General features: G+C 63.2%; 11 protein-coding genes. 5 read left to right on the forward strand and 6 right to left on the reverse strand.

Annotation, left to right across the window (positions count from 1 at the left end; all coding sequences use genetic code 11):
- Positions 1-363: 363 nt before the first annotated feature.
- From H0921_RS17385 to H0921_RS17395, 3 genes are read right to left on the reverse strand one after another with little or no spacing between them, the layout of a single operon-like run.
- Positions 364-660, reverse strand: coding sequence for a hypothetical protein (locus tag H0921_RS17385; protein ID WP_194539801.1), 297 nt, complete (start codon positions 658-660; stop codon positions 364-366).
- Positions 657-1,817 (reverse strand): hypothetical protein, encoded by a 1,161-nt coding sequence (locus tag H0921_RS17390; RefSeq protein WP_194539802.1) that lies wholly within the window; start codon positions 1,815-1,817, stop codon positions 657-659. The genes H0921_RS17385 and H0921_RS17390 overlap by 4 nt, the downstream gene beginning before the upstream one ends.
- Before the next feature lie 46 nt (positions 1,818-1,863).
- A complete protein-coding gene (locus H0921_RS17395) occupies positions 1,864-2,670 on the reverse strand; it encodes a hypothetical protein (RefSeq protein WP_194539803.1) in 807 nt (268 codons plus the stop codon).
- 698 nt (positions 2,671-3,368) lie between these two features.
- Here H0921_RS17395 and H0921_RS18385 point away from each other — a divergent pair.
- From H0921_RS18385 to H0921_RS17415, 4 genes are all read left to right on the forward strand, one after another.
- Positions 3,369-5,990: a S41 family peptidase gene (locus tag H0921_RS18385; RefSeq protein WP_194539804.1), complete on the forward strand. Its 2,622-nt coding sequence runs from the start codon at positions 3,369-3,371 to the stop codon at positions 5,988-5,990.
- A 149-nt stretch (positions 5,991-6,139) separates the two neighbouring features.
- The gene (locus tag H0921_RS17405) at positions 6,140-7,168 is read left to right on the forward strand and encodes an aldo/keto reductase (RefSeq protein WP_228500084.1); all 1,029 of its coding nucleotides are present in this window, start codon (positions 6,140-6,142) and stop codon (positions 7,166-7,168) included.
- 230 nt (positions 7,169-7,398) lie between these two features.
- Complete coding sequence (locus H0921_RS17410; protein ID WP_194539805.1) at positions 7,399-8,703, forward strand: glycosyltransferase family 4 protein; 1,305 nt, start codon at positions 7,399-7,401, stop codon at positions 8,701-8,703.
- Positions 8,704-8,840: 137 nt separating this feature from the next.
- Positions 8,841-11,048 (forward strand): DUF4139 domain-containing protein, encoded by a 2,208-nt coding sequence (locus H0921_RS17415; RefSeq protein WP_194539806.1) that lies wholly within the window; start codon positions 8,841-8,843, stop codon positions 11,046-11,048.
- A gap of 490 nt (positions 11,049-11,538) precedes the next feature.
- Here H0921_RS17415 and H0921_RS17420 read toward each other — a convergent pair whose 3' ends face one another.
- A complete protein-coding gene (locus H0921_RS17420) occupies positions 11,539-12,717 on the reverse strand; it encodes an N-acetylglucosamine-6-phosphate deacetylase (protein ID WP_194539807.1) in 1,179 nt (392 codons plus the stop codon).
- A 141-nt stretch (positions 12,718-12,858) separates the two neighbouring features.
- On the opposite strand from H0921_RS17420, the gene H0921_RS17425 reads away from it, so the two are divergent.
- Entirely contained in the window at positions 12,859-13,689 is an 831-nt protein-coding gene (locus H0921_RS17425) for an SDR family NAD(P)-dependent oxidoreductase (RefSeq protein WP_194539808.1), read from the forward strand.
- Positions 13,690-13,697: 8 nt separating this feature from the next.
- Here the strand turns inward: H0921_RS17425 and H0921_RS18080 are convergent, their stop codons facing one another.
- Both H0921_RS18080 and H0921_RS17435 read right to left on the reverse strand, forming a co-directional pair.
- Positions 13,698-14,342, reverse strand: coding sequence for a ComEA family DNA-binding protein (locus H0921_RS18080; RefSeq protein WP_228500087.1), 645 nt, complete (start codon positions 14,340-14,342; stop codon positions 13,698-13,700).
- A 108-nt stretch (positions 14,343-14,450) separates the two neighbouring features.
- Positions 14,451-16,316: a c-type cytochrome domain-containing protein gene (locus tag H0921_RS17435; RefSeq protein WP_228500090.1), complete on the reverse strand. Its 1,866-nt coding sequence runs from the start codon at positions 16,314-16,316 to the stop codon at positions 14,451-14,453.
- Positions 16,317-16,790: the final 474 nt, after the last annotated feature.

A 16,790-nucleotide genomic window follows, 5' to 3' on the forward strand; every position in this document is an offset into this window, starting at 1 on the left:
CTCCGCCTGGGGTGTAACCAGATTCTCTGGGGGTGGGGGCTGAACCCGCGAGGTGTTTCCCCAGACTAGCAGAGCTGCCCGGCAGGGAACTCCCAGAGAATTTGGTTGCACCCTCCGCCTGGGGTGTAACCAGATTCTCTGGGGGTGGGGGCTGAACCCGCGAGGTGTTTCCCCAGACTACCAGAGCTGCCCGGCAAGGAACCCCCAGAGGATTTGGTTGCACCCACTCAAACCACCAAGCTGAGCGCTGGCGGAGGATGCCGGTGCTCAAGCGACACTTGTTACACCCTATCTCTTTCTCTTGCCCCTAGGCTCGGAGGGAAGCAGGTCGGTCGATCTAAGGGGACTCCGATTCCTGAGATTTCAGTTTCTGAGACGGCCCGCGGGGGTCCAGCCTTTGCCTTCCACGTAGAAGGGGTGTTCCGGGGTGGTGCGGATCAGTTCGCCGTTGGGGAAGTGGAGGTGCAGGATACGCCCCGTGCGACGGCAGGTGGCTGCGACCGGCTTCCAGGCGACCGCCACCTGCGCCTCCGCTTCGGCTCCCAACCGCGCCGCCACTGCATCGTCTTTGCAATCGATACAACCGTCGGTCCGCCCTAGCGGATCCACCACTTCAGTTGGTGGCGGATCGGTTGTTTTGGACGAAGTCAGGACTGTCACAGTTCCACGTCGAGCAACCAGAATTGTCCTTCCTCTCCCGCAACAGCCAAGGGACCAGAGGGGCTGAGAAATTGGATCACTCGGACTGAGAAGCCAACACAAACCAATTCTCGAACCTGTCGATGGGCAAAATCAACCTCAAGCAATGTCCCGCCCGGCGTTGAGTACAAGATGAGGTCGTCATTCACAGGACACAGGGCCGGGTACCAGTTTCCGGTGTGTGGACCTTTGGGGCAGATTTGGTATAGTTCGGGTTTGGGAGGCAGAACCGGGGCGCTCTGTATGATAAAGTCGATTCCCAGTTGACCACGCACGGTCAGTGATTCTGTGCGGCCATCCCTAATCCGGACTACTTTTCCGAGGTCTGCCATCACGTCCTCCGTCCGTCCATGCGGCAGTACCATTCCCATTTCATGCCGCAGGAGGAAAACGAAGGCGTAGCTGCCTGATGGAGAAGCCATGGTAGCCCACAGGTCAGCCTTTTCCGCGAAAAGGACTTCGTCCAGCAAGTCGGCAGTGAGATGTTCGCCCCTTGGAGTAATGGCGAGTCGACGGTACACACCGCGCCCCACCTCGCCCAGGCCGATGGAGAACTCGCGTCCGCTGGGGTGGGGGCTAAGGCATCCTATGATTATAGGGGGGTCAGTATCTTCGTCAGTGAAGTTGAAGGGTGGATAGGGGGTAAGATCGTGTGCATTCAGGTTAACGCACAATCCTCCCAGTGGTACTCCGATTCGTTCGTCCTCCAGGAAGAAGAAAGGATCGTTGCTCAGTGGAGAACTGGAGGTCTCAGGAATACGGTGTGTGAGGGGTGGTTCGCCGCCGGACAGGTCAAGGAGGCACACCTCCAAGAAGTTGCTTCCATACTTCCCATCGCTGCGGCTCCATTGACCATCGGCGATGAACAGGCGGGAACCATCCTTCGCCACCGCCAGACGGCGAGAGTCGCTCAGCTTTCCACGCGGGCGTAAAACCTCCTGAAAGGCTGGGGTAGCTAACTCTGGTTTTTCAGCGAGTGGACGGATTGTGCCGCTCGCCTCAAACTCATAGATCGTTTTATCCTCCGTGAGGAAAAGCCCAGTTCGGTTGCTGAGCCGGTACAGGTGCATGATGGGGCAGGAGAGGGTCTGCCGTTTCCGAATGCCCTGGTATAGCATGATTACTCTCCCTCTCTATTTTTCTGGCCGTATACCTAGGAAACAGTTACCCAGTAAATTGGAGCGTGATCCACTGCGGACATTTGAAGTCCTGATTGTAGATGACTTGGATAGCAGCCTGGCTTCCCAGCAGTTGCTTCAAGCTGAGAAGGCGGAGAGTGCAAGCAGGGCACGGCCCGCCGTAGTGGGGGCTGCTGTTGAATACCCCGTCAACCACAAATGTAAGTTTCCCGCTCCAGAGCGGCAGGAGGCCTGAATCTTCGAGCAGAAGCAGATCGAGCAGGCGGCAGAACGCCTTCGCCTCAGCATGTGGTGTGGCATCATACCTGATCCAGTTCCCTAGGCTCCGAGGGAGGGCGGCGATCAGTTCCTGAATGAGCGCTTGCTCGCGGGCATCTGGGGTATCTGCGAGTCTCGCTTTCAGTTTGTTTACAAGTTGTTCGTAGAAGGCCTTGTTATACCTGGGACTTAGGCTGTAATTCATTAACCCTTCGTTAGCGAAGCCATGAGTGATGATTGTACTTCCGCTGGAGGGAGTGAACACGAGGGCACATCCAGCGTCCTTATTCAAACACATCTCGAGGGTCGTATCGTTGACGCGTTGTGAGGTAGGTCTCAAGCTGCGATTCTGGGCTTGATACTGTTGTCCGATGTCCTTCTCGTCCGCATTACTCCAAGCGATGCTTACCCCTGCGGGCGCAGCGGCACCATTCCTCTTGATGGTGTACGCATTATGTGCCCAGGCGGCGAAGGACCAGGTGTCGTCGCCGACGAAGTAGGTACGGTAGTCTGCGACGCGGAGGTTGTAGACCACCTCCCACGCGCCGGTGTCGTCCACCTCGCTCAGCGGCACCCACCATAATCGCAGAGATCAGCCTTGACTTGTGACTGTCAGTAGCTCAGGCCAGGCGATACTCAGCGGGGCACGTCATGGGCGCCAAGATCAGCTTGGACCGAACACTGTCAGTGCTTCAGACCCTCCACCACCAGCGGCGGCCCCCCTGTCGCCCAACAGCGTGAGGAGCCGATCGGCGGCCTTGCGACGGCTAAGCTCCAGGGACCGGCAGGCGATAAAAGAGAGGAGAAAGGCGTCGTGGTAGGTGGAGAAGAGGGGTAAAAAGGAGATTACGGAGAGTGATTAAGTGAGGTAAGGAAAGAAGCGAGGAAGAAAGGGGGGTGTTCGCCAGGGGAGGGAGGAAAAGTATAATGCGGTTGACGGAGTGAACCCTGCCTCTTCACAATGGAGTGATGCCTTCAGCGGTTTGCCGCGGCGATGCCGTCCAACGGGGTTTGCTGCGGCGATGCCGTTCCAGGGGTTTCCCCAGGGGAGTTGGCACCATTGAGGACTTTCCAAGGGAAGGATGACAGCCAGGGTTTCCCCCAGGAGGGGATGGCATTCAGGGTTTCCCCCGGAAAGGCTGTTTTCCAGGGGACATTGGGTCTGAGGGTTCAGCGCCTCGGGCGGGCGGAGTATCGCCTGTCGGCTCAAGGGGGCGCATCTTCTAGGCATTGCGAGAGGGACAGTTCGCCATGGTAGCCAGGAGTCGGTGGGTGGCTCGGATTGTGGTGGTATGGCTGCTGGGATTGGTGTGGGGCACGGGCGGTGTTCAGGCGGCGATTGTGCCGGACGATCCCCGCGGTCCTGGCAAGCCGTACTTGATTGCTATCGGCGTGGGGACGTTCAGCGATCCGGCGATTCATCCCCGTCCGACGGCGGAGGCGGATGCCCGGGCTTTGCATGCCCTGCTGCGCGATCCGAAGGTGCTGGGGATTCCTCCGGAACGGGCGGTGCTGCTGACTGCTCCAGAGGCCACGCGGGACCGGATCGTCCAGGCGGTGGACAAAGGGCTGCAAGCCACCGCGTCCGGCGACCTGCTCATTCTGGCCTTCTTTGGGCGCGGCGCGGCCGTGGGGGACAAACCCTGCTTCTTCACCGCTGACACCCGCTGGAAAGACCGGGCCAAAACCGCTCTGACCGTTGTCGATCTGGAACCGGCTTTCAAGAAACTCAAAGGCCAGAAACTGCTGGTGCTCATGGATGTGTCCTACCGCGGGTTTGAGACCGGCGGGGAGAAGGTCGTCGAGCCGAACGTGAGCGACTACCTCAAGCTGGTCTTCGAGGATGTCGAGCGGGAGGACAATTCTCTGCCGGTGGAGCGGACCCTCATTTTCGGCAACCTGCCGTTCCGCGAGCCGCTCAGCCAGGGGAACCACGGTTTGTTTTACCAGGTGCTCGCCGCCGGCTTGAGCGGCAAAGCTGACGAGAAACCCTATCATCAGGGGTACGAACCGGACGGGCTGGTCACCATTCAGGAGCTGGCCGCCTATCTGGAAAAGGAGATTCCCAACGCGGCCCGCGTCATCGGCAAGACGAATAAGGAAAAGGAGCTGCAACCTTACATACTGGGGCATCAGAGCAGCCACTACTGGGTCAGTTTCCACGCCCCGGTGCAGGAGGCGGTGCAGAAGCGTCTGGAGGCGCTGGAGGCTTCGGCCCGTAAGGGGGACGTTCCCGCTGCCGCTGCTGCCGAGGGCCGCTTCCTCCTCTTCCGCATGCCCCGTCTCAAATGGCAGCAGGAGCTGCGCAAGGCGTACCAGAACCTGGCCGACGGCAAAGCCCGCTGGGATGAAGTCGATCTGATCCGCCAGTCGCTCAAGGCCTCTCTGGTCCTGCCCCGCGAGGAAGCCGAACGCTACGCCAACAAGGTGAGCGCTTTTGTCCAGGAAATCAGCGGGCGCTACATCAAGCCGGTCTCGCCGGGCGAGCTGACTGCCGCTGCCATCCGCGGCCTGTATGCCCGGGCGGAAGAAACCCTGCCCGCCGATCTGGACGAAGCCCTGAAAAACCCCAAAGAGCTGAGCCGCGAACGCCGCTTGGAGCTGCTCACCGAGGCCCGCTTGCGCCTCGGCCGGCGCGAGGACCTCGACGGCGACAAGGCCGTGGACCTGTCCCTGGTCATGGCTTGCGCCAGCCTCAACGACCGCTACACCAGCTACACCGACCGCGAAAGCGTGCTGCGCCTCCAGAGCCAGCTCCGCGGACGCTTCCCCGGCGTCGGCATCCAAATCCGCCGCGATGCCGTCCGCGACGGCCTCCTCGTTGCCACACCCATCAAAGACAGCCCCGCTCACAAGGCCGGCATCCAGGCCGGGGACCTCATCACCGAAATCCGCCTGGAAGTGGACAAGACCGGCAAACCCCTCCAGCCCGACGCCCCGCGCGTCTTCTCCACCAAGGGAATGAAAACCGAAGAGGCGGTCAACCTCATCCTCGGCGCTCCGGGCACCCCTGTCACCCTCGTCGTCCAGCGCGAAGGGCATGACAAACCCCTCGAATTCCGTATCAACCGCAACTTCGTCCTGGTGGAAACCGTTCACGGCGTCCAGCGCGACGGCCACGCCAACTGGACCTTCTACCTCGATGAACGCTACAAGATCGCCTACATCCATCTCAGCCAGTTCATCTCCGTCGATTTGGATGACGACGGCGTGGAAGAGTTCGGCACCTTCAGCGATCTGAAAAAGGCCATCGCCGCTCTGAAGAAGCAAGGCCTCAACGGCCTGATCCTGGACCTGCGGGACAACCCCGGCGGCTATCTCTCCTCCGCGGTCAACATCTGCGATCTGTTTGTCGGCAAGGAGACGATCGTCACCGTCCGTCCGCGTGTGGGGCGCGTGCGGGAATACCGGGGGCGCAGCGAAGGGGACAAGAGCTTCCCCATCGTCGTGCTGGTCAACCGCAACAGTGCCAGCGCCAGCGAGATTGTCGCCGCCTGCCTCCAGGATCACGGTCGCGCCACCATCATCGGCGAACGCACCTACGGCAAGGGGAGCGTGCAGGACGTGGTCCCCTTCCGGCCCACCGGCGGCGAACTCAAATACACCATCGCTCGCTACTATCCTCCCAGCGGGCGCAACATCGACAAACTCGCCACCGAACAGGACCCGGCCATCAAAGACTGGGGCGTCACTCCCGACGAGGGGTTTGAAGTCAAACTTTCCGGCGACGAACTCAATGACTGGTACGAATATGTCCAGGACCTCCACATCATTCCGCCGCCGGGCAAAACTCCGCCGCGCGTCAATCCCGAAAAAGACAAGCAACTCCGTGCCGCCCTGGACCACCTCCGCGAATTGATCCGGGCCGTCGGCAAAGCCCCGGCGGATAAGTAAAATACATCCGGACCGTCCAGTACCCGCTCCGGAACCCCCGCCCGTTCCGGAACTCCCGCGGCAAACGGCGCCCGCTCCGCCGGCCGGCGTGTCCACGGGCCGGCCTGCGTTCCCGACTCCCTTTCCCCATCTTGCGGAGGAACCTGGCCATGACCATGACTTTCGCGGAAGAAACCCGGCGTGAATTCCTGCACGACAGTCTGACCGCGGCGGCTGCTGCCACCCTCGGCGCCGGTTCGATCCTGGCCGCTCAGGACCAGCAACCCGGCGAAGGACTGCCCCGCCGACCCCTCGGACGCACCGGCGTGCGCGTCTCCATCCTCTGCCTTGGCGGCTGGCACATCGGCGACATCCGCGACAAAAAAGAAGCCATCCGCATCATGCACGCCGCCCTCGATCAGGGCATCAACTTCTTCGACAACTGCTGGGATTACCACGACGGCGGCAGCGAAGAAATCATGGGCCAAGCCCTCGCCGCCGATCAGGGCAAATGGCGCAAACAGTGCTTCCTCATGACCAAAGTCTGCGCCCGCGATGCCAAGGGCGTCCGCCAGCAGGTCGAACAGTCCCTCCGCCGCCTCCGCACCGACGTCATCGACCTCCTGCAAATGCACGAAATCAACTGGGACAACGACCCCGAATGGGTCATCGAACAGGGCGGCCTGGCCGAATTGCTCCAGCTCCAAAAGGAAGGCAAAGTCCGCTTCGTCGGCTTCACCGGCCACAAATCCCCCCACATCCACCTGAAAATGCTCCCCATCCACCGCTGGGATACCGTGCAGATGCCCATCAATGTCTGCGACCACTTCTACCGCAGCTTCGTCCACGAAGTGGTGCCGGCGGCCCGCAAGGCCGGCATCGGCGTCATCGGCATGAAAACCATGGGCGGCGGACGCACCGAGGGCAAAATCGTCGCGGCCGGTGTCGCTACCCCCGAAGAATGCCTCCGCTATGCCCTCTCCCAGGATGTCGCCTCCGTCGTCAGCGGCATCACCTCAATGGACATCCTCCAGAAGAACCTCGCCGTCGCCCGCAACTTCCGCCCCCTCACCGCCGAGGAAATGCAACGCCTCGCCGCCAAAGTCAAACCTCATGCCGGCGATGGACGCCACGAACGCTTCAAATCCACCATCGACTTCGACGGACCCTACCACCGCAAGCAGCACGGCTTCGACTGACGCCGCCATGCCAGTCCGCCTCCAACTTCGGCACCCCCCTTCGCTCCGGCGGGCAATTGCTGTTGCACGCCGGCCCCGCTCGCCGCTACCATAGCGGTCCGATAGCCAGCGGTTCGACAGCCGCGCCCGTATCTTCGCGATCGAAAATCCGCCGCCGGCGCCCGGCCCGCTGGCCGGCCCTGCTGCGGCTTTCCCGCTGATTGGCCTTTTGGGAAAGGAGTCCCCCGCCGATGCCTCCCCTCCGTGTAGCCATCCTCGATGAAGAGCTGCCTTATCCCCCGACTTCCGGCAAGCGCATCCGTACCTTCGAATTGCTCCGCCGGCTCGCCCGCCGCCATCACCTCACCTTCTTTGCCCACCGCCACGCTGACCCCGCCGAAACCCTCGCCGCCCAGGAGGTCTTCCACGACCTGGGCATCCGCACCGTCGTATTGGAACGCCCCCTGCCCCCCAAAGCCGGACCCGCCTTCTACGCCCGCCTCGCCCGTAACCTCCTTTCCCCGCTCCCCTACTCCGTCGCCCTCCATGCCGCCCCCGCTTATGTCGAAGCCGTCCGCCGCTTCGCCCTCCGCCACCCTGTCGATCTCTGGCATTGCGAATGGACGCCCTATGCCCACATCCTCCGCGCCGCCTTCGGGACCGAGCTGCGCCAGCTTCGCTGGACCGTCATGGCCCACAACGTCGAATCACGCATCTGGCAACGTCTCGCCGCGGTCGAACGCCATCCCCTCAAGCGCTGGTACATCCGCCAGCAGCACAGCAAATACTTCCGCTTTGAACAATGGGCTTACTCCCACGCCACCCTGCCCATTGCCGTCAGCGAGACCGATGCCCGCCTAATCCGGGAGCAGTTCGCGGACCGCCCCGTGGCCGTCGTGGACAACGGCGTGGATGTCGAAACCTTCCGGCCCCAGCGCGATGTGGACCGCGACCCCTATCACCTCCTCTTCCTCGGCAGTCTGGATTGGCGGCCCAATCTCGACGCCGTTGAGCTTTTGCTCGAACGCATCTTTCCCCCCGTTCTGGCCCGTGTGCCCCGCGCCCGTCTCTCCATCGTCGGACGCCGGCCCCCGCACTGGCTCCGCCAACGCTGCGCCCGCCTCCCCAACGTCCACCTCGTTCCGGATGTCCCGGATGTCCGCCCTTTCCTCGCCTCCTGCGGCCTCCTGCTGGTCCCCCTGCGCGTCGGCGGCGGGACCCGCCTGAAAATCCTCGAAGCCCTCGCCTGCGAAACTCCCGTCCTCACCACCCCCCTCGGCGCCGAAGGACTCGACCTGCTGCCGAACGAACACCTCCTCCTCGCCGACACCCCCGAAGACTTCGTCCCCGCTATCCTCGACGCCTTCCACCGGCCCCTCCCGCTCCAGGACATGGCCGCGCACGCCCGCCTCCATATCCTCCAGCGCTATAGCTGGGACCTCCTGGCCCAACGCCTGGACCTCCTCTGGCAGCAAACCGCCTCGGCTGCCCCGCACCCCACCGCCTCCCTCGCCACACCCCCTCCTTCCGTCCCTCCCGCACCAGCCGATTTGTAACGAAAATACCGGAACACCAATCCCAACCCTTCCCTCCCTCGTCGGAACTAATGTTACCGGTATTTCCCGGATGTTCCCAAAACGCGAGAGGAACTGCATTCCTCTCCCCGATTGGTTTCTCGACAGGAGTTTCTGCCATGACACGCTGGAAGAAGTGGGCCTTGGCCGCGGGGGTCGCCGCCTTGGGGATCGCCTCCGGTGCGGGACTCGACCGCCTCACCGCTACCACCACGGCCCCGGCCGCCGCCCAAGACCTCAAACCCGCCGTCCAACTCCCCATCACCCGCGTCGTCCTCTTCAACAGTGGCGTCGGCTACTTCGCCCGTTCCGGTGAGGTCAGCGACGATGCCCGGGTCGATCTGACCTTCCGCGAGGAGGACATCAACGACCTGCTCAAAAGCATGACCCTGGAGGACTTCGGCAACGGCCGTATCGACGCGGTCAGCTACGACTCCCGCGAGCCGATCGCCCGCACCCTGGCCAGCTTCGCCATCAATCTCAACGGCAACCCGACCTTCGCCAACATCCTGACGCAGATGCGAGGGGAGCGGGTGGAGGCGACGCTGGCCCCCACGGCGGTCAACCAGCCGGGGAAGTTGACGGGGGTGATCGTGGGGGTGGAGAAGCAGAAGGCACCGGCGGGCAACACCACCATCGACGTGGAGGTGCTCAATTTGTGGTGTGCGGAGGGTCTGCGAGCGATCAAGCTGACGGAGTTGCAGCAGTTGAAGTTCCTCAATCCGCTGATCGAGAGCGAGTTCCGCCGTGCGTTGGAGGTGCTATCGTTGTCGCACGACACGCAGAAGAAGGCGGTGTCGCTGTATTTTTCGGGCAAGGGGAAGCGTCGGGTGCAGGTGGGGTACGTGATGGAGTCGCCGATATGGAAGACGAGCTATCGGCTGATACTGGACAAGGAGGACAAGGAGCCACCGTATTTGCAAGGGTGGGCGTTGGTGGAGAATCCGACGGACGACGACTGGGAGAACGTGCGTTTGGTGTTGGTGTCGGGCCGTCCGATTTCGTTCAAGATGGACCTGTACAATCCGCTGTATGTGGAGCGTCCGACGGAGCGGTTGGAGCTGTTCTCCTCCCTGCGGCCGGTCACCTACCGCAGCGGGTTCAAAGATGACAAGCAAAGGGGTGCTCTGGCCGAGGCGGACATGGATGCATCCCCGTCACTGCAAGGTCGTTCTGGTGCGCTTGCCCAAGGACTGGGTGCGGCGCCTCCGGCACCAGGTGCCGTGGTCCCGGCGATGGATCGCGGTGATGCCCTGCGCCGCAGCGTGCAGGAGCGGCAGAACGAAGCCTTCGCGCGTGAGACAGCTGCGGACCTTGGCCGCCGGTTGGCCACGGGAGCGGTCGGCAGCGCCGCCACCGCCGCCAACCTCGGCGACTACTACCAGTACATCATCCAGCACCCGGTGACACTCGCCCGTCAAAAGAGCGGCATGTTCCCCATCGTCACCAAACACATCCAGGGACAACGCGTCTCCATCTACAACCAAAATGTGCAAAAAACACACCCCCTCCGTGGTCTGAAATTCAAGAATACCAGCGAGGCGTATCTCAATCAAGGACCGATCACGGTCTTTGAAGGGAGCACCTATGCCGGTGACACACGGATTCTGGATGTCAACAAGAATGAAGAACGCCTCTTGTCCTATGCGATTGATCTGGGGATGGAGGTGGATCCGCAGGTGGGTCCTGGTACACAACAGATCACCAGTGTACGGGCGGTCAAGGGGATCATCACCACCACGACGAAGTTCACGGAGGAGAAGCGCTACCGGATCATCAACCGGAGCGAGCAGGACCGGGTGCTATTGATCGAGCATCCGAACCGGAGCAATCAGCAGTTCCGGCTGGTGGAGACGGACAAACCGGTGGAGGAGACGCCGGAGTTCTACCGCTTCCAGACCTCGCTCAAGAGCGGCGAGACAAAGACCTTCACGGTCAAGGAAGAGCGGGATGTCCGCACAACGGTGCAGTTATCGAATTCGAGCGATGATCAGATCCGCTATTTCATCAGTCTGTCGCAGTCGAGTCCGACCCTGAAGCAGAAGCTGCAAGAGGCGTTGACGCTCAAGGGTCAGTGGGATGCGGTGCGGCGGGAGTTGCAGCAGGTGGTAGCGGACTTGCAGCGGCTCCATGCGGATCAGGACCGGATTCGCAAGAATCTGCGGGAGACGCCATCGGAGGCGGAGGTGTACAAGACGTATCTGAAGAAGCTCAACGATCAGGAGAAGGAGATTGACGGTTTGACGGCGAAGCAGAAGGAGTTGATGGCGCAGGAGTTCCAGGCGCGCAAGCGTTACGAGGACTACCTGGCCAACCTCTCGGACTGACAACTGCCTGAGCCGGCACTGCTCTGTGACATCGCCCTGGCAGTCCGATCTCGGAGCCAAGAGCCAACCCCCTTTGCGCAACCCCGGCGGCAATCCTGCCGGGGTTCCTTGTTGACCCGCCCCTCCTCTTCCCCAAGCGTTGGGATCAATTCTTGTTGGTTCGACAACGTCCACACTGACGGAGTCAGGAACAAGTCATCGCGCTGGACATTTCTTACTCATAGTGTATAATTGAATAGAAAAGGTCTCGGCTGTCAAACGTCTTCAGCAGCTTGGAGTCTTCCTCCCCAGCATCCTGCGGTGAAGCCCGGCCACCCAGTCCACAGGTGTTGCGCCAGGAACCGAGGTTCCTTTCGGGGTGGAGATGGTTCCAGGCAGTGAGGCCGTTCCCAGCAGTGAGATCGTTCCCGAACGTCAGGCCGTTCCCAGCAGTGAGTTTGATCCGGGAAGCGAGGCCGTTCCAGGGACGGAGGCAGGGATGAGCCGTATGTTACCACACGCGCTGGCCGTCGATGTACACTTGCTCGACCTGCAATTGGCGGTTCCAGACGACTACATCGGCGATTTTTCCGACCTGAAGCGAGCCGTAGTCACGCTCCAGTCCCAGGATGCGGGCCGGTGTCAGCGAAGCCATCTGCATGGCCAGATGGAGCGGGATTCCCGCTTGCTGATGGAGGGTGCGCACGCCGTGATCCAGTCCCATGACGCCGGAGGCCAGAGCCGAGCCGTCGCGCGTCAATCCCACGCCGTCCGCCTTGCGCACCGGTTCCCCGCACTCGGCTGGGCCGAAGATGTAGTCGCCATCGGGTTGATCCACCGCCCGCATGGCATCGGTGACAATGGCCAGTCGCTGAGGCCCTTTGATCTTGAAAGCCAGTTGCAGGAGTTCGGGTGCCAGATGCCGTCCATCCGCGATCACCTCGGTGGTCAGCTCGTCGAAGTAGAGGGTGGCTTCCAGCACCCCGCCGCGCATGGGGTAGGTTTGCGACTGTCGCAGGCGGGCGCGGTCCGACATGGCACAGAAGAGATGATCCACATGGCGGGCGCCCCAGGCCAAAGCCGCCTGAACCTGGCCGAAGGTGGCATGGCTGTGGCCCACGTTGAAGCGGACTCCGCGGGCAGCGTAATCCCGGACCACTTCGCCGAGACCCGGCAGTTCTGGAGCGATGGTCACCGTCAGGGGCAGGCGGCGGTGATAATCGAGCAAGGCGCGGGTGTCGGGGTCCTCCGCAGCCAGGAACTCCCGATCCGGGTGGCAACCGCGCGCCGCACGGGCGAAAAAGGGGCCGTAGAGATGGGCGCCCACAAGACGTGCTCCTCCGGTGTCACTACCATAGAGCTGGGCACAGCATTCGAGAAACCGGCGGTAGTCGCTGCGGCGGGCGACGGTGCTGGTCGGGGTGAGCCGGGTCGTGCCGTGGCGGGCATGGCAACGGCAGACGGTGCGGAATGCCTCCTCGCTGCCATCCATGAAGTCGGCCCCATCCCCGCCGTGGACGTGCAGGTCGATCAATCCCGGCCCGACGTAGCAGCCGCTCACATCCACGACGGTGGCTCCCGCCGTGGGGACCTGTCCCACCGCTTCGATCCGGCGGCCTTCCCAGCGGAGCGCACCCGGCTGCAAACCCTCCGGCAGGATCAGCGTGGCGTTGGACAAAACCGTAGCCATAGGATAGAATTCCTGTAATATGTACACGGGTTCAGAATCAACTCGACGGCGTGCGAGTCCCCTGCTTCCTTCACCGAAGGGTGTAAAACCTGGGTGGGCAGGCGGGAGGAGCCGAAACATCTGCGAGGGGTGAAGGCCATCATGGCACGGCGGAAACTGGCAGGCTTGCGGACGATCGTCACCGGGGCATCCCAGGGCATCGGGCGGGCTTTGGTCGTGGAAGCGGCCCGGCGCGGCATGCGCGTGCTGGCAGTGGCCCGATCGGCCCCCTTGCTGGAAGAAGTGGTGCAGGAGGTGCGCCGCGCTGGCGGTGAGGCGGTGGCCTGCGTCGCCGATGTGACCCGCCCGGAGGACAGACAGGCCATTGTCACTGCCGTGCAGCAGCACTTTGGCGGCCTGGATGTGCTCATCAACAACGCCGGAATTGGAGCCACCGGCCACTTCATGGACTCCGACCCCCAGGTGCTGCGCCAAATCTTTGAAACCAATTTCTTCGCCCTGGCGGAGATGATCCGCATCTGCCTGCCGCTTTTGCGAGCGGGCACCACCCCGGCCATTGTCAACATTTCCTCGGTGCTGGGCAAGCGGGCCTTGCCGGCGCGTTCCCTCTACTCGGCCAGCAAGTTCGCCGTGGCCGGTTTCAGCGAAGCCTTGCGTGCCGAGCTGATCAAGGATTCCATCGACGTCATCGTCATTAGTCCCGGCCTGACCCGCACCAACTTCTCGCAGAACATGTTGGAACAGAAGGCCCGCCTGCCCCTGGATCACCTCCGCGGCATGAGTAGCGAGGAAGTGGCAGCGGCCACCTTGCGGGCCTTGGAGAAAGGACGGGTCGATGTCACTCTGACCTGGCGCGGCCGGCTTCTGGTGTTGGTCAATCGCTTCTTTCCGGGGCTGGTGGACCGCCTGGCCCGCCGCACCGTCCGCCGCTTGTTCGCCGACGAAATTGCCCAGCGCCAGAAACGCTCCTGAGCCGTTCTTCAGTCGAAGGTCACAAACGGGCGAAGCTTCTCCAGCGTCTTCGGACCGATACCGGGCACCCGTCGCAAATCCTCCAAACTGCGGAAGGGACGCTCCGAACGTGCCAGGATGATCCGCTGAGCCAGCACTGGTCCGACGTTGGGCAGCCGTTGCAGCTCCGCGTTGCTCGCCCGGTTGATGGCGATCGGCGGTTCCCCCGGCTGAATCTTGCGCACCCCCCCAGCCCGCAGTGCCGTGGGAGCAGGAGCGGCTCGCGCTCCGCCGGGGGGACCAGAGGTCCCCGGAGCTTCGGGAAGGTACGCCGGCCCCGCTTCGCTCCCGCCCGCTTCCAGACTCGATGCGGAAGCCCCCGTCGCTTCCAGCATCGGTCCGTTCCCCAGATGACTGCCCTGCGCCACCTCCTGGAGCTTCCGCGCCGTCATGCCCGGCACCTGCTGCCACTCCGCTCGTTGAAGTTGCCCCTGCTGCGCGGGCAGGGCCGCCCTCTCCACAGGCCGCCGAGACAGCGCCGGACCATACGTCTCGACGATCAGCACCGCTGCCAATCCCCCCAGGACCAGAAACAGTCCCAGCGCGGAGGGCGGTTCCTCGTCGGCGGCGCGTACCGGCAGCTCCTCGTGTCCCTGACACCGGGCGGCTGTCATGGCCTTCCGCTCCTTGGCTCCTGCGTCCAGCCTTCCAGTTTAACCCGCCGCCGCCCCGCTTGCTAGCCCCGCGCCGGCCCGTGGCTCCCTCTCCGGGACAGGCCGCTGTCACTTCTTCACCGGCGCCCCGCTCCCTCCCTTCAGCCCCGGCGTAGCATTCCACTGCCGCACCAGCGACCCGTCCCCCGTCTTCCACACCGCCACCGTGCCGTCGTAGCAACCCGCTGCCACGTGCCGCCCGTCCGCCGAAAACGCCACCGCAAACACGTGGTCGCTCAGCCCGCCCCACTGACGCACCGTGGCCACCTTCCCCTTCCCGCTGACGTCCCACAGCCGCACGCTCCGGTCCGCACCACCTGTCGCCAAATGCGTCCCCGCTCCATTGATCGCCACCTTGTACACCTCGTCCGTGTGGCCCCCGCTGCTGCTCACCTGCTTCCCTTCCCCCTTCGGGTTCCACACCCGCAACTGTCGGTCCGCACCCACCGAGTACCCCGCGCTGCCGTCCGGCTTCACCGCCACCCCATAAACGATGTTCTGATGCTCCGGGAACGTCACCACCGACTCCCGCGCCTTGAGGTCCCACACCTTCGCCGTCTTGTCCCGACTGGCCGTCAGCAGATACTGACCATCCGCAGTCAAGGCGCAGCCCAGCACCCAGTCCGCGTGGTTCTCCACCGTCTGCACCAGCTCCGCCTGCTCCACCCCCCGCGACAGGTCGAACACCCGCACGCTTCGGTCGCAGCCCCCCGCCGCCAGCCACTTCCCATCCCCCGTCGCCGCCACGCACAACACCGCATCCTCCGTGTCGAACAAATGCTTCACCAGCACCCGCCCGTCCTCCACACCGTCCAGATACACCACTCCCCCCTTCTCCATCCCCGGACCATCCCAACGGTACGCCCGCACGTCCCCCTCCTGTCCCGGCCGGCCCCCCGCTGCCACCAGCTTGCCATCCGGCAAAAACACCAGCCCATACGTCCGCTCCGAACGCGTCCGTAGCCGCCGCACCAGCCGACCGCTCTCCCACTCCCACACCAACAGCTCGTGATAACCGCTGGTCACCAAATGCTTCCCATCCGGAGCGAACGCCACCGCATTGACCAACGCCGGATACGGATACGCCTCCGGCGGACGCGGCGGCTGCCACCGCACCCGCAGCTCCTTGCTCAAATCCGCACCCGGCGCAATCCCCGCGTCCAGCTTCGCCCCCTCCGCTATCCAGCGCTTCACCACCTCCGCCTTGCTCGCCGGCACCGCCTCCCCCTTGTCCCGCGGCGGCATCCGCCGTTCCTCCTGGCTCACCATCAGCGTGTACAACTCGCTCTCCTCCGGCTTGCCCGGAATCACGGCCTCCCCATTGACACCGCCCGCCATCAGCTTCTCGAAGGTCGTCATATCGTACTTGCCGGATTTCTTCTTCGCATCGTGGCAGGCAAAACAGTTCTCCTTCAAAATCGGCGCCACATCCCGGATGAAACTCACCGAGCTCGGGCCGCTTGCCCCCTTCTCCTGCGCCGAGATACTGCTGAGCCAGCTCCCGCACAGCACGAACCAGCTCAACAGCGCTGCAACCGCCGCGCACACCACGCACATGCACATCCGCTTCATGATCGTCCCCTCGCTTCGCTTTTCCTGAATCCTGAACTTCCGCGGCAGGGCGGGATTGTCTCGAACCGCGGCTCGGTAGGTCTCTATCAGTGTAACACTTCGACGCCGCTGTGGGAACCGCTCGATTTCCCGCACCACAACCGCCCGCATTCCGTGGGCCGATGTCCAGGATACCGAAGCGGAAATACTGCGACGGATCGAATTTTTGACCACGTCTGGACGGGCCGCTGTCACTGCGAGAAGAACCGCCGCCACCCGTCGCACCCGGACCGCCCCGACCGCCACGGGGACCGCCCCGACCACCCCGCGGGGAACCGCCTGGATCACCGCCACTCCCTGGACCGCCCGGCCCCTCCTCGTCATCCTCGCCGTAGCCTTCGTCCCAATCGCCGCCCTCGCCGTCCTCCTCGTCCCAGTCGCCATTGTCCAGCTCGTCCTCGTCCCGCTCCTCCGCCGTCTCCCCTTCAGGACCGAACTTGACAGTCCCCGGTTTTTCCTCGGTCTCAGTATTCGACGAAGCCGTCCCATGCGGCGGAGCACCTGCCGACCCATTCCCGTCATCCGGTGTCAAATCAAGATAAGTATCTTTTGGATAATGACGGACAAACTCCTCCAAGCTCATCTTCGGCGGCGCAGGCGGGGAACCAGCGGCGGAAGCAGCCGAGGCCGTGGAAGGACGGCTCGAAGTGCTCGCACTCGCAGAATCGCCTGGATTTTGGCCGGTTTTTGCTTCCTCATGACCATTCGCTGTCACCGTCTGGCCGCCGTTGGCTCCCCCCGCTGCCCCGGAGGAAGCGGGAGAGACGCCGTTTGTCAAATCCGATTCATTAGCACTCA

The organism is Thermogemmata fonticola (genome assembly GCF_013694095.1).
Taxonomy (GTDB): domain Bacteria; phylum Planctomycetota; class Planctomycetia; order Gemmatales; family Gemmataceae; genus Thermogemmata; species Thermogemmata fonticola.

What these genes read in the sequence shown, in the direction of transcription:
- H0921_RS17390 (WP_194539802.1), bottom strand. Translation starts at nt 1,817, where the DNA reads ATGCTATACCAGGGCATTCGGAAACGGCAGACCCTCTCCTGCCCCATC.
- H0921_RS17405 (WP_228500084.1), top strand. Translation starts at nt 6,140, where the DNA reads ATGACCATGACTTTCGCGGAAGAAACCCGGCGTGAATTCCTGCACGAC.
- H0921_RS17410 (WP_194539805.1), top strand. Translation starts at nt 7,399, where the DNA reads ATGCCTCCCCTCCGTGTAGCCATCCTCGATGAAGAGCTGCCTTATCCC.
- H0921_RS17415 (WP_194539806.1), top strand. Translation starts at nt 8,841, where the DNA reads ATGACACGCTGGAAGAAGTGGGCCTTGGCCGCGGGGGTCGCCGCCTTG.
- H0921_RS17420 (WP_194539807.1), bottom strand. Translation starts at nt 12,717, where the DNA reads ATGGCTACGGTTTTGTCCAACGCCACGCTGATCCTGCCGGAGGGTTTG.
- H0921_RS17425 (WP_194539808.1), top strand. Translation starts at nt 12,859, where the DNA reads ATGGCACGGCGGAAACTGGCAGGCTTGCGGACGATCGTCACCGGGGCA.
- H0921_RS18080 (WP_228500087.1), bottom strand. Translation starts at nt 14,342, where the DNA reads ATGACAGCCGCCCGGTGTCAGGGACACGAGGAGCTGCCGGTACGCGCC.
- H0921_RS17435 (WP_228500090.1), bottom strand. Translation starts at nt 16,316, where the DNA reads ATGACGAGGAGGGGCCGGGCGGTCCAGGGAGTGGCGGTGATCCAGGCG.